Source organism: Williamsia herbipolensis, assembly GCF_036153515.1.
GTDB classification, from domain to species: Bacteria; Actinomycetota; Actinomycetes; order Mycobacteriales; family Mycobacteriaceae; genus Williamsia_A; species Williamsia_A herbipolensis.
On the sequence record NZ_CP108021.1, the window covers coordinates 2,203,115 to 2,216,224 of the forward strand.

13 protein-coding genes are annotated in these 13,110 nt (G+C 67.8%); 4 read left to right on the forward strand and 9 right to left on the reverse strand.

Going from position 1 to position 13,110, the window contains the following annotated elements; genetic code table 11:
- Both OG579_RS09955 and OG579_RS09960 read right to left on the reverse strand, forming a co-directional pair.
- On the reverse strand, nt 1–801 hold the full coding sequence (locus OG579_RS09955; protein WP_328858993.1) for a M15 family metallopeptidase: 801 nt from the start codon (nt 799–801) through the stop codon (nt 1–3).
- Between the two features lie 111 nt (nt 802–912).
- Entirely contained in the window at nt 913–1,344 is a 432-nt protein-coding gene (locus OG579_RS09960; RefSeq protein ID WP_328858994.1) for an SgcJ/EcaC family oxidoreductase, read from the reverse strand.
- A gap of 116 nt (nt 1,345–1,460) precedes the next feature.
- Between OG579_RS09960 and OG579_RS09965 the strand changes: the two genes are divergently transcribed.
- Complete coding sequence (locus OG579_RS09965) at nt 1,461–1,814, forward strand: VOC family protein (protein WP_328858995.1); 354 nt, start codon at nt 1,461–1,463, stop codon at nt 1,812–1,814.
- A gap of 3 nt (nt 1,815–1,817) precedes the next feature.
- Here the strand turns inward: OG579_RS09965 and OG579_RS09970 are convergent, their stop codons facing one another.
- On the reverse strand, nt 1,818–2,465 hold the full coding sequence (locus tag OG579_RS09970) for a TetR/AcrR family transcriptional regulator (RefSeq protein WP_328858996.1): 648 nt from the start codon (nt 2,463–2,465) through the stop codon (nt 1,818–1,820).
- 145 nt (nt 2,466–2,610) lie between these two features.
- Here OG579_RS09970 and OG579_RS09975 point away from each other — a divergent pair, with 145 nt between their 5' ends.
- Complete coding sequence (locus OG579_RS09975; protein ID WP_328858997.1) at nt 2,611–4,131, forward strand: MFS transporter; 1,521 nt, start codon at nt 2,611–2,613, stop codon at nt 4,129–4,131.
- Between the two features lie 97 nt (nt 4,132–4,228).
- Here OG579_RS09975 and OG579_RS09980 read toward each other — a convergent pair whose 3' ends face one another.
- Nucleotides 4,229–5,008: an SDR family NAD(P)-dependent oxidoreductase gene (locus tag OG579_RS09980; RefSeq protein ID WP_328858998.1), complete on the reverse strand. Its 780-nt coding sequence runs from the start codon at nt 5,006–5,008 to the stop codon at nt 4,229–4,231.
- The gene (locus OG579_RS09985; RefSeq protein WP_328858999.1) at nt 5,005–5,724 is read right to left on the reverse strand and encodes an SDR family oxidoreductase; all 720 of its coding nucleotides are present in this window, start codon (nt 5,722–5,724) and stop codon (nt 5,005–5,007) included. The genes OG579_RS09980 and OG579_RS09985 overlap by 4 nt, the downstream gene beginning before the upstream one ends.
- Before the next feature lie 99 nt (nt 5,725–5,823).
- Here OG579_RS09985 and OG579_RS09990 point away from each other — a divergent pair, with 99 nt between their 5' ends.
- Nucleotides 5,824–6,180: a winged helix-turn-helix transcriptional regulator gene (locus OG579_RS09990; protein WP_328859000.1), complete on the forward strand. Its 357-nt coding sequence runs from the start codon at nt 5,824–5,826 to the stop codon at nt 6,178–6,180.
- On the opposite strand, the gene clpB is transcribed toward OG579_RS09990, so the two are convergent.
- Nucleotides 6,177–8,741, reverse strand: coding sequence for an ATP-dependent chaperone ClpB (clpB, locus tag OG579_RS09995; RefSeq protein WP_328859001.1), 2,565 nt, complete (start codon nt 8,739–8,741; stop codon nt 6,177–6,179). The two genes, OG579_RS09990 and clpB, sit on opposite strands and share 4 nt — an antisense overlap.
- 176 nt (nt 8,742–8,917) lie before the next feature.
- Nucleotides 8,918–10,132: a TerD family protein gene (locus tag OG579_RS10000; protein WP_328859002.1), complete on the reverse strand. Its 1,215-nt coding sequence runs from the start codon at nt 10,130–10,132 to the stop codon at nt 8,918–8,920.
- A 197-nt stretch (nt 10,133–10,329) separates the two neighbouring features.
- Between OG579_RS10000 and OG579_RS10005 the strand changes: the two genes are divergently transcribed.
- On the forward strand, nt 10,330–10,923 hold the full coding sequence (locus tag OG579_RS10005; protein ID WP_328859003.1) for a hypothetical protein: 594 nt from the start codon (nt 10,330–10,332) through the stop codon (nt 10,921–10,923).
- Between the two features lie 17 nt (nt 10,924–10,940).
- On the opposite strand, the gene OG579_RS10010 is transcribed toward OG579_RS10005, so the two are convergent.
- Together OG579_RS10010 and OG579_RS10015 are read right to left on the reverse strand one after the other, a co-directional pair.
- Complete coding sequence (locus OG579_RS10010; protein ID WP_328859004.1) at nt 10,941–12,407, reverse strand: MFS transporter; 1,467 nt, start codon at nt 12,405–12,407, stop codon at nt 10,941–10,943.
- A gap of 66 nt (nt 12,408–12,473) precedes the next feature.
- The gene (locus tag OG579_RS10015; RefSeq protein ID WP_328859005.1) at nt 12,474–13,094 is read right to left on the reverse strand and encodes a DinB family protein; all 621 of its coding nucleotides are present in this window, start codon (nt 13,092–13,094) and stop codon (nt 12,474–12,476) included.
- Nucleotides 13,095–13,110: the final 16 nt, after the last annotated feature.

Consider the following 13,110-nt stretch of genomic DNA (forward strand, 5'->3'; position numbering starts at 1 on the left):
CTATCTCCGCAGCGACGACCGTGCGACGGGGAAGTCGAAGTAGGTGTTTCCGAACCGTTCGGGCTTGTAGGTGAAGTGCCACCACTCGTAGGGATACGGGGCGAATCCCTGCTGCACCAGTCCGTTGAGGAGCAGGACGCGGTTGCGCAGCTGTTGCCCCTGGATGCGGGAGTCGAGTGGCCACGCGAGGGTGTTGAAGCAGTCGAAGCCGGTGCCCATGTCGATCGAGTTGTCTCCGAATCGTTTCGCCTGCGGCGCCGTGCAGTCGACGAGCCGTTGTCCGCGGACGTAGGGCGGGGTCGGACGGGCCGGCAGGCGGACGAGGGTGAGGTCCATGGTGCTGCCGCGACTGTGTCCGGACTGCTCGGCGATGTAGCCGTCGCGGAACAGGTTCGACTTGTCGACGCCGGTGTAGAACTCCGCCTTCATCCGTTGATCGTCGAGCCGCTTCGCCCACGCGACGAAGTCGTTCACCGCGCGCTGCGGGCGGTAGCAGTCGTAGACCTTCAGCGAGTACCCCTGCAGGAGGAACTGCAGCTGCGCCCGGTGCAGGCCCTCGGCCGCCTCGCGGGTGAGGATGCACATCGGCGCGCGGTAGCCGTCGACCGGATCACCGGTGAAGTTGTGCGGTGTGAAGTACCGGATCTCCTGCAGGATCGTCGGATCGACGTCGCTCAGGGCGACGAAGTCGCTCGGGGCCCGTGTGGTCGAGGGTGTCGCGGGTGCGGCCGACGCGGTCGGCACAGCCGGCGAGAGCGCGACGAGAACGGCGGCGCCGAGGCCGAACAGTCTGGATCTCATACCTCCGATTACCTCACGAACGAGGTGGTGGGCGCCGACTTCGGCCGAAAACTGCCCCGAGACCGGTGCCTGAGGGGAATGGTCCCTCGGACCGTCGACCGGGGGCAGATGTCAGTCGACAGCCGGCAGCAGGTCGGTGATCGGGGTGTTCTGACCGGCGGCGAGCCACCACATGCCGTCACGGCGGACGAGCACGTACATCGCCATCTCCGAGAAGGCGCCGTTGATGGCACGCCTGCGGATCTGCGCGATCACGACGTCGTCGGTGGGTGCCGAGGCCTGCGCTAGTTCGAAGACCGAGGCCGGAGACGCCGGCGTCCCGGTCAGCTGGGTGCGATGGATGGCGTTGAGGCTCGCGAAACCCTGCAGAACCCGGCCTTTCGGCGAGCCCCAGAGGACGTCGCCGGCGAACACGCCGTCGTAGGTGTCGGCGTCCCCGGTGTCGTGACCGCGCTGGAGGTGGTCGATGAGGTCTGTGATCGCGTCGCGGTGTTCGCCACTGTCGAGCGTCGGGCGCAGGGTTCGGTTCTTGTCGATGTCCATGGTCGAGACGCTAAGACCTCAACTGCGCTTCGGGTCAAGACTGCCGTCGACCGATGAGTTCCCGTAGCCCGGCGAGTCGATACATGGGTACCCGTTCCCCAGCGAAAGGCAGACCCATGTCCATCGAGCATCTGCTCGCCGTGGTGCCCGTGACCGACCTCGCGACCGCGAACAGCTGGTACGAGAAGCTCTTCGGCCGACGCGCCGACAACAACCCGATGCCGAGCCTGGTCGAGTGGCAGGTCGTCGACCACGCGTGGGTGCAGGTGTTCGTCGACGTGAACCGCGCCGGATCGGGCCTGCTCAATCTTGCCGTCGACGACATCGACACCCACATCGCCGAGCTGGCCGCTCGAGGAATCGATGCCAGCGAGATCCAAACCGTGACGAAAGGTGTTCAGCTGTCGACCATCAGCGACCCGGACGGCAACGCGATCACCCTGATCGGCCGGTTTCGCGTCGAGTACTGAAACTCAGATGTCCTTGACCGCAACGCGGAACGCGTCGTAGGTCGACTGCAACGCCTCGGCACGCGCGGCCTGGCTGCCCACCTGCGAACCCGCACCGCACAACTTGTCCATGGCCAGGTGCATCAGCGACAACCACACGGTCGCGATGACGCGGACCTGCATGTCGTCGGTGCTCGCACCGGTGCGCTCGGCGATCTTCTCGCTCAGGCGGCGGAACTTGATCTCACCCATCTCGGCGCTGCGGCCACTCACCGACGGCGACGACTGCGCGATGCGGTTCATCACCTCGAAGCGGTTGAGGTCCAGGCTGGAGATGTCCGGGCACCCGCCGCACATCACCGACAGGTGCGCGTCGAGCAGGGCCTGGAACTCGTTGCCGGTGCGCGGCTGAGCGTCCATCGCGGCCGCGACCGCGACGACCATGTCGTCGATGGGGGCGAGGATGACGTCCTCTTTGGTCGCGAAATAGCGGTTGAACGTGCGCGGTGAGATGTCGGCGGCGTCGGCGATCTGCTCGACCGTCGTCGCGTCGAACCCCTGCGAATCGCACAGTTCCAGCGCGACATCGATCAACCGAGCCCGCGTCTGTACCTTCTTGCGCTCACGCAGACCGGCTCTGGCCTGCGGATTCTCGGTATCCACCACTGTCACGAGCCCCATCGTACCCGTCCGCTCGCGACAAGCGCCGCAAACTGCCAAATGTCACATGGCGCCTTCTGTCGCTTGACGCCAAGTGTCTGGCTCTGCCACTATTGCCGGGCGCCGCCTGGCACACCCTCTCCAGATTCGAGGAATCGTGGCAATCACCAGTCCCCCAGAAGCCGACAACACAGAACTCGACCGCACCGACCTCGTCGACACGACGCAGGCCGGCACGTCGACCAGCAATCGCAAGTGGTGGGCTCTTGGCATCATCGCCCTGGCCCAGCTGATGGTCGTGCTCGACGCGACGATCATCACCATCGCCCTTCCTTTCGCCCAGACCGACCTCGAGATCTCCGACGCCAACCGCCAGTGGGCACTGACCGCCTACACACTGCTGTTCGGTGGGCTGCTGCTGCTCGGCGGCCGGATGGCCGACTACCTCGGGCGCCGCAGGATGTTCCTGATCGGCCTCGCCGGCTTCGCGTTGTCCTCTGCCGCAGCAGGTCTCGCGTGGAACGGTGCATCGTTCTTCGCCGGACGCGCCCTGCAGGGTGTCTTCGCCGCGATGCTCGCACCGGCCGCCCTGTCGCTGATCACCGTCACGTTCACCGAACAGAAGGAACGAGCACGGGCACTGGCGGTGTACGCCGGGGTATCCGGTGGTGGTGCCGCGATCGGCCTCATCGCCGGCGGCGCGCTGACCGAATTCTTCTCGTGGCGTTGGACGTTGCTCATCAACACCCCGATCGCGCTGGTCGCCGCCATCGGCGGACTGATCCTCGTGATCAAGGACAAGCCCAGTGCTCGCACGGGCGGGTACGACCTGCCGGGTGCGATCACCGTGACCGCCGCGCTGGTCAGCCTGGTCTACGGCTTCACCAAGGCCGCCGAATCCGGTTGGGGCGCAGCATCGACGGTGTCGCTGCTCGTCGCCGGTGTCGTGCTCCTCGCGGTGTTCATCGCCATCGAGATGCGGGTGTCGAACCCGCTGCTGCCGTTGCGTATCCCGGGTGAGATCAACCGCGGTGGCGCGTTCCTCATCTCGTTCATCGTGCCCATCCCCATGTTCGCGATGTTCCTGTTCCTGAGCTACTACTTCCAGAACACCCTCGGCGAGACCCCGTTGCGCACCGGCGTTCTCTTCCTGCCCTTCCCGATCTTCATCGTGATCGGCGCGGGCGTGGCGAGCTCGCTGCTGCCGAGGTTCGGTCCGCGTGCACTGCTGGTCGGCGGATCGGGCCTGGCCACGGCGGGTCTGCTGTACCTGGCCCAGCTCGACACCGACTCGACGTGGCTCGTGAACGTGCTCCCCGCGATGATCCTCATCGCCGCGGGCATGGGTCTGGTGTTCGTCTCGATGCAGACCGTCGCACTGCACCGTGTCGACGCCGACGACTCCGGCGTGGCCAGCGCCCTGGTCAACACCACCCAGCAGATCGGTGGGTCGATCGGGCTGGCACTGCTCAGCACGATCGTCGCGCAGGTGTTCGCCGACCGTCCGAACCTGAACACCCCGGACGGCCTGAAGGCGGCCAACATCTACAGCTACGACGTCGCCTTCTACTCCGGCGCCGGCTTCATGGCCGCCGCGTTGGTGGCCGCGCTGGTGTTCATCCGGATGCGCAAGCAGGATCTCGCCGACGAGTCGCCGGACCCGTTGCTCGTCGGCTGACGCCCGGTCGCCTGGACTGCTGAGAACTGCCCCGAGAGCGACGTGCGAGGGAACATTCCCCTCGAACGTCTGCCTCGGGGCAGTTTTCGGCAGATGGCTATTCGACGTGCGGCTGACCGGTCGAGGCGCTGGTGCCGCCGTCGACGGTGAGCATCGTGCCGGTGATGTAGCGGGCGTCGTCGGATGCCAGGAACAGCACCGCGGGTGCGACATCGTCGGGCTCGCCGGGGCGACCCATCGCGATGCGGTTCACGAACGGCGCCAACGCCTTCTCGTCGCGGCCCATGCCCTCGGTCATCTCGGTGAGGGTGAAGGCCGGACCGACCGCGTTGATCCGCACGCCGCGGCCGCCATAGTCCAGGGCCAGGGATTCCACGAACCCGTTGACCGCGTGTTTGGTCGCGTTGTAGGCCGCCTGTCCCCAGTCGCCGGCGATCCCGGACACCGAGGACACCGCCACGAGGTTGCCGCCGGTCTTGACCAGTTCGGGCAGCGTTGCCTGTGCGACGTGCACGAAACCGTCGATGTTGACCCCGCGCATCAACGCCCAGCTGTCGTCGGACATCTCGGTGATGTCACCACCGCCGTCGTGGACGCCGGCGTTGCTCACCACGATGTCGATGCGGCCGAACCTCTCGAGGGTCGCCGCGACGAGCGCGTCGACGTCGGCCCGCTGCGCCACGTCGGCGGTGACGACGAGGGCGCGGTCGTCGCCGGCGTCGGCGACGGCCTCGTCGAGGGGTTCGCGTCGACGGCCGGTGGCCACGACCTTCGCGCCGTTGGACAGGAACGCGCGAGCGATGGCGCGCCCGATACCGGTTCCGGCGCCGGTGACGACGACGACCTTGTCGGCGACTGCGTAGGTGTTGGTGGTCATGCGCTGCGTGCGCCTCCCTCGACGTGGATGGTCTCGCCGCTGACGAATCCGGCGGTCAACAACCATGTTGCCGCATCGACGATGTCGGCCGTCGCGCCGACGCGGCCGGCGGGGATGCTGCCCGCGACGCCGTCGAAGAGTGCGGCGCGGTCGGAGTCGGGCATACCGTCCCAGGTGCCGGAGTCGATGATGCCCGGCGAGACGGCATTGACCCGGATGGGCGCCAGCTCCTTCGCCAGGTGGCTCGCGGTGAACGACACCGCGCCGTTCGTGATGCCCATCACCGCCTTGCCGGGCGACGGCTTCCACGCCGCGACCCCGGAGAACAGGACGATCGAGCCCGACGCCGGCATCGACGGCGCGAAATGCTTGGCCAGCAGGAGAGGACCGATCACCTTCGCCTCGAAGGCGGTGACCGTGCGGTCATGGTCGAGATCGGCGACGGCCACGTTGTGGTGCGCCGCGGCCAGCGACACGATGTGGTCGACCGCGCCGAGGTCGGCGGCCGCCGAGGCGACGGTCGCCTCGTCGGTGACGTCGATCGCGATGCCGCGGGCGCCGGGCAGGGTGGCGGCCGCCTTCTGCGCGGCGTCACCGTCTCGGGCACCGATCACCACGTGTGCCCCGAGTTCGGCTGCGCGCGTGGCGATCGCGAGCCCGAGATTCTTCGCACCGCCGACCACCAGGACGGTCGTTCCGGTCAGATTGTCGCTCATGGGTGTCCCCTGTCGATGTCGTCGTAGACTTGCACGAGCAAGGGTATGGATTTGATACCGGTATCTACAACGAAACCGACTGCCACCAGGAGGGACGCCATGTCGAAGGCCTACACCGTGATGGCGCCGACCTGTCCGAGCCGCGTGGTGCTGCACCGCATCGGGGCGCGGTGGACCGTCTTCGTGATCACCGCACTGGCGGACGGCCCGATGCGTTTCAGCGAGCTCAAGGCCCACATCCAGGGGATCACGCCGAAGGTCCTCACCGAGACTCTCCGCGCACTGCACCACGACGGGCTCCTCGAGCGCACCGATCTCGGCGGTCAACCACCGCACGTGGAGTACGCGCTCACCGACCTGGGCCGATCACTGCTCGAGCCGTTGGCCGCCGTCCGGGAGTGGGCAGAGACCCACGTCCCGGACGTGCAGGCGGCCAACGCCCGACACAGCAGCTAGCCCAGAACCAGACTCTCGCCGTCGGCGGAGACGTTCACCGGCACGACGTCGCCGTCGTGGATGTCCCCGGCCAGCAGTCCTCGGGCGAGGGAGTCGCCGATCGACTTCTGCACCAGCCGGCGCAGGGGCCGAGCACCGTAGAGCGGATCGAATCCTCGTGCGGCGAGCCACTTCTTGGCGTTGTCGGACACCTCGAGGTCGAGGCGTCGCTGCGCCAGCCTGGTCTTGAGCTGACCGATCTGGATGTCGACGATCGATGTCAGCTCGTCGGGGTCGAGCCCGTCGAAGATCAGCACGTCGTCGAGCCGGTTGATGAACTCCGGTTTGAACGCCGAGCGCACCGCCGCCATCACCTGCTCCTCGCTGCCACCGGCACCGAGATTCGAGGTCAGGATCAGGATCGTGTTGCGGAAGTCCACCGTTCGCCCCTGGCCGTCGGTGAGGCGACCCTCGTCGAGCACCTGCAGCAGGATGTCGAACACGTCGGGGTGGGCCTTCTCGATCTCGTCGAACAGCACCACCGTGTAGGGACGGCGGCGTACCGCCTCGGTGAGCTGGCCACCCGACTCGTAGCCCACGTAGCCCGGAGGGGCACCGACGAGCCGTGCGACGCTGTGCTTCTCGCCGTACTCGCTCATGTCGATACGCACCATCGCGTGTTCGTCGTCGAACATGAACTCCGCCAACGCCTTCGCTAGCTCGGTCTTGCCGACGCCCGTAGGTCCGAGGAACATGAACGAACCCATCGGACGGTTCGGGTCGGCCACACCTGCGCGTGACCGCCGCACCGCGTCGGACACGGCCTCGACAGCCTTGCGCTGACCGACGACGCGCGCACCGATCTCGTCCTCCATCCGCAGGAGCTTGGCGACCTCACCCTCGAGCATGCGGCCGGCGGGGATGCCGGTCCACGCCGAGACGACCTCGGCGACGTCGTCGGGGCCCACCTCCTCCTTGAGCATCACCGATTCGCCTACAGAGGCGCTCTTCTCGGCAGCGACCGCGAGTTCCTTCTCCAGCGCGGGGATCTGGCCGTAGCGCAGTTCGGCGGCACGGCCGAGATCACCGTCGCGTTCGGCGCGATCGGACTCACCGCGCAGCGCCTCGAGCTTCTCCTTCAGATCACGGACACCGTCGATGGCCTGCTTCTCGCCCTGCCACCGCGCCGAGAGTTCGTTGAGCTTCTCGCGCTGATCGGCCAGTTCGCGACGCAGCTTCTCGAGGCGCTGCTTCGACGCGTCGTCGGTCTCGTTCGACAGTGCGACCTCCTCGACCTCGAGACGACGCACGATGCGTTCGACCTCGTCGATCTCGACCGGACGCGAGTCGATCTCCATGCGCAGACGCGATGCGGCCTCGTCGACGAGGTCGATCGCCTTGTCGGGCAGGAACCGTGACGTGATGTAGCGGTCGCTGAGCGACGCCGCGGCCACCAGGGCCGAGTCGGTGATGCGGACACCGTGGTGCACCTCGTAGCGCTCCTTGAGCCCGCGCAGGATCCCGACGGCGTCCTCGACCGAGGGCTCACCGACGTAGACCTGCTGGAACCGGCGCTCGAGGGCGGCATCCTTCTCGATGTACCTGCGGTACTCCTCCAGCGTCGTCGCACCGACCAGTCGCAGCTCACCGCGGGCGAGCATCGGCTTGATCATGTTGCCCGCGTCCATCGCCGAGTCGCCGGTCGCTCCGGCGCCCACGATGGTGTGCAACTCGTCGATGAAGGTGATGACCTGTCCGGCAGAGCCTTTGATCTCCTCCAGGACGGCCTTCAGTCGTTCCTCGAACTCGCCGCGGTACTTCGCGCCGGCGACCATCGACGACATGTCGAGGCTGACAACGGTCTTGTCGCGGAGGCTCTCCGGCACGTCGCCGGCGATGATGCGCTGGGCGAGGCCCTCGACGATGGCGGTCTTGCCGACGCCGGGCTCGCCGATGAGCACCGGGTTGTTCTTGGTACGGCGGCTGAGCACCTGCACCACGCGGCGGATCTCGGTGTCGCGGCCGATGACCGGATCGAGCTTGCCCGCGCGGGCCTGCGCGGTGAGATCGGTGGAGTACTTCTCCAGCGCCTGGTAGGTCGACTCGGGGTCGGGTGAGGTGACGCGGGCACTGCCGCGCACGGCGACGAACGCGTCACGCAGGGCCTGCGGGGTGGCGCCGACATCGGCGAGGAGCTTCGCGACGTCACCGTCGCCGGTCGCGAGACCGACCACGAGATGCTCGGTCGAGACGTACTCGTCGCTCAGCTCACCGGCGAGCTGTTGCGCAGCGGTGATCGCCGCGATCGTCTCGCGGGTGAGTTGCGGCGCGGAGCTGCTGCCCGACGCCGTCGGCATCCGCGACACGAGGTTCGCGGCCTGGGCCTTCACCGAGGCGGGATCCACACCGACCGCGCGCAGCAGCGGCGCGGCGATACCGTCGGGCTGGTCGAGGAGTTCGACCAGCACATGTGCCGGGCGGACGTCGGGGTTGCCGGCGGCGGTGGCCGCCTGCACCGCGGCCGACAGCGCGGCCTGGGTCTTCGTGGTGGGGTTGAACCCGCCGGAGTTGGGGTTGGTCATGGGCTCACCTTTCTTGAGTGAGGTACGTGCAAGTTCAGTGGTCTGGTCGGGCTCTCACAGCCCGTCAGAGACCTCAACGCCTTCTCACTTGAGTCTGTTCCGCTCAAGTATGCGGATCTGCACCCGTTCGCGCAACAACGGCCCGCCGCACCTCGATCAGCCCGCCGGGGATCGGCTCACTTCGACCCGCGTGCCCACGTCATGCCCCACCCGTAGGCCTCGTCGAGCTTGCGCTGGCCACCGTTGATGTACCGGACCTCGCGGGTGATGCTCAGCTCGCCGTCGCGGACCTCGAGCATCGCGATGGCGCAGGTCATGGCGGTGTTGTCGGCACTGTCGAGACGGACCTCCACCTCAGTGCCTCCCGGCGGGAACAGCGTCACGACACCGTCGGCGGCCGACCAGTTCGGCGTGCCCTCGTAGATGAACGCGAACACCAGGATCCGACGGAACTCGGCGAGATGGGACAGGTCGATGAGGAGGTTCTCGCCGCCGGACACGGTGCCACTGCGGTCATCGCCGTCGAGCAGGATCCACGGCGGTCCGTTCAGGCTGCCGAAGGAGTTGCCGAGCGCCTGCACGACGCTTCTGCTGCCGTCGGCTAGTTCGTAGAGACAACCGAGGTCGAGATCGACGCCGGTCTGTTTGCGGAAGAGACCACCCTTGGCCGCGCCGCGACTCCAGTTCAGGTTGATGCGCATGGTGCCGCTCGGTTTGTCGCGCACCTTGGCCAACGAGATGGTCGGTGCCGACTTCGTCAGCGTGATCTTGCCCAGGTTCACCGGCGGCGTCGCGGGAGGCGGTGTCGAAGTGGGAGGGGTCGGACCGGGAGGGGTCGGACCGGGAGGGGTTGGACTGGGAGGGGTCGCGGCAGGCGGGCTCACCGGCGGCGTGGGGGCGGCGGGCGCATCGTCGACGCTGACGCCGTGTTCGGTGACCAGTGCCGTGAAGCCGGCGTCCCAGCCGGCGGAGACGTTGCGGACCTTCCACGCGTCGCCGCGCCGGTAGATCTCGGTCAGGACGGCAGCACGTTCGCTGGTCAGACCCTCCGCCGGAAGGTCGAGGACCCCGATCGTGACCGACAGGCCGCGCACGTCGGCCAGCGTCCCGGGCGCCGAGTCGTCCAGCACGACGGCGAGTCGCAGCGTGTGCACGTCGATCGGCACGGCCGTGAGATCCACCTCGACGGCGTCGGTTCCCGCGAGCCGTACCGCGCCGCCCGGCGCCACCGGGTTGTTGAAGAACACGAAGTCGTCGTCGGAGCGGACACGGCCGGCCTCGGTCACCTGGAACACCATGAGGTCGCACGTCCCCGCCGACGGTCCCGACACCGTCGCCGTGAACCGGCGTTCGTCGAGTGGGGCATTGGCACCGCGGCTCAGCGTCGTCATGCCACGACCGTAGCCGCATCGGTCAGTTGTCCGAGGCAGCAGACGGTTTCGTCGCCGATGGCGACCCGGAACCGGTCCCGGCCGGATCGGGCGTGGGTGCGCACGGGTCTGCATCCGGTTCGTGCGTCACGGTAACGACTGGGGCAACCGAGACGACACCAGTGGTACAGCACCGTTCCGCACACCCCGGAGGCATCGTGAACATTCGCGCCATCGCACCCGTCGTCGCCGGCCTCGCGGTCGCCGCTCTCGCCGGATGCGGGTCATCTGACGACAGTGCCGCCACCGCGACATCGGCGGTCACCGTGACCCGCACGGTCACACCGTCGGCCCCGTCCACCACGGTGCCGACGCCGGTGGTCACCGAGACGGTGACCAGCACCGGCGATGCACCCACCGACGACTCCGACGACAACGCGGCGCAGCCGGTGCGCTCGGCGCCGACGGCCACGAGTTCCTTCGTGGGTCACTACCAGGCACACGACGCAGACATGGACATCACGCGGGACGGGACCGGGTGGATGGACCTCGGCGATGGCGCGGCGAACTACGAACGCTGGCGGACGGCGTGGTCACCATCGGGATCCTCCATCACCATCCGACTGGTCCGCCGCGACGAGCTACGAGGTGTCGGCATGAGCGGAACCGTGGGCCAGGGCACCACCTTCAGCGCGACGTTCACCTCCGGCTCCCAGGGGATCACCATCCTGCACATGACGAAGGGAGGCCAGAAGTACGTGGACTGGTGCGATGTCAATCGCTTCGGCGGCGCCTACGAGTGTGGAGCGTGATCACGAGCCACCTCCCCTCAGGCCGCCACCGACTCCGTGGTCTGTCCCGAGCGCGCGGTCACGGCATCGACCACGGCGATGAGCAACCCGACGCCGACGAGAGCGGCGGCGACCGACAGGCCGAGCTGGAAGGCCGGTGCGAAATCTCCGCGTGAGTCGGCGATCTGGGCGAAGAACACCGCTCCGACGAGAGCGATACCGGCGGCGGATCCGATGCGCTGACCGGTCTGCAACACGCCGCCGGCGATGCCCGCGCGCTTCACCGGCACGTCGTCGAGGGTGAGGGTGACGTTCGGCGAGATCACGAAACCCGAACCGACGCCCGCGATCAGCAGCGGCACGGCCGCCGCCCAGCCGACACCGGACCCGGGGACGATCACCGACGCGACGACCGCGCCGATCATCCCGACCAACACCATCGCCAGCCCGACGGCGACGAGGCTGCGACCGAATCGACCGACGATCGATCCTCCGACGCGCGCCGACACCGCCGACCCGATGGCGAACGGCATCACCGCGAGACCGGCCTGCAGAGCCGAATAGCCCAGGCCCTGTTGCACATACAGCGTGTAGACGAAGAAGATCGTGGTGAACCCGGCGAAATAGACGGTGCCGATGACGCAGCCGAGTGTGTAGGAGCGCATCGAGAACAGCGAGAGATCGACGAGCTGCTGGTGCCCGCGTGCACCCTGACGCCGCTCCCACAGCACGAACGCCGCCAACAGCAGTGCGGCCGGGATGAACAACAACCACTTGGCCGACCCCTGCCACTGCTGCTCCTGCACCAGCGGCAGCATCACCGCGAGCACACCGAGGCCGAGGAGCACGACGCCGACCGGATCGAACGACGACGCGCGTAGTGGCTGCAATGTCCCTGCGTCACGCGAGGGCAACAGCTTGACCGCGGCGACGAGTGCGACGGCGCCGATGGGCACGTTGACCATGAACACGTAGCGCCATCCGTGCTCGACACCACCGAGTTCGATGAGCACCCCGCCCAGCAGCGGACCGACGGCGGTCGAGATGCCGATGGTCGCGGCGAACAGACCGAAGGCCTTGGCGCGCTCGGCGCCGCGGAAGAGCTGCTGGATCAAACCCGACACCTGCGGGCTGAGGATGCCGCCGGCGAGGCCCTGCACGAGGCGGGCGATCACCAGGGTGAGCGGCCCGGTCGCCAACCCGCACGCCGCCGAGGCGAGGACGAACAGGATCAGTCCGACGATGAAGGTGGTCTTGCGGCCACGCGCGTCGCCGATGCGACCGGCCGGCACCAGGAACAGGCCGAACGCGAGCGCGTACCCCGACACCACCCACGACAGGTCGGCCGAGGACGCACCGATCCCTTTCTCGATCGACGGGAGCGCCACGTTGACGATCGACACGTCGAGCAGGGTCATGAAGCCGACCGCGAGGCAGACCGTCAGGGCGGTCCACCGACGCGGATCCGGTTCGTGGTCCTCGGCGGGTGCGGATCGGGAGGTCATGGTGTCGTCCAACACCGATGTCCGTTCTGGTCTTCCCGACCACTACTGCACGGCTCGAACGGCGGTTCACATGGTGGTGCGGCCGTCGATGCTCTCGCGGATGATCTCGGCGTGGCCGGTGTGCTGGGCGGTCTCCGACACCAGGTGGATCAGCACCCGGCGGATGCTCCACGACGCCCCCGGGGTGTTCCACGGCGCCTCGGGCAGCGGGGTCGACCGGGACAGATCGCCGGCCGAGGCGATGACGTCCTCGGTGTGTGCCGCGACGGCGGCGTACTCCGACAGGACGGATTCGCGCGAGTCACCGGGCAGCATCTGGAACTCGTTCTGACGATCGATCGCCCACTGCGGGTACGTGTGCGCCGTACCCGACATCAGGTCGTCCCAGGTCACGCCGTCGGGAAGCACGAGCTCCATGCCGGAGGTGCCCTCGACCACGAACCGCATCCACGCGGCCTCGGTCGAGGCGACGTGCTTGAGCAGCCCACCGAGGCACAGCGCGCTCGCGGTGGGGGTCAGGCCGAGTTGCTCGTCGCTGAGGCCCTCGACGGTCCCGATGAGGAAGGCCCGTGCCTGCGCCAGCTCGGCGAGCAGTTCGCCGCGCTCGTCGATGGTCGTGGCGGTGGTGTCGATGGTCATGGCGGCTCCCTGCGTCTCGGTGATGATCATGGTCTCGGTGGTGGTCATGCACAGAGCTTCACAG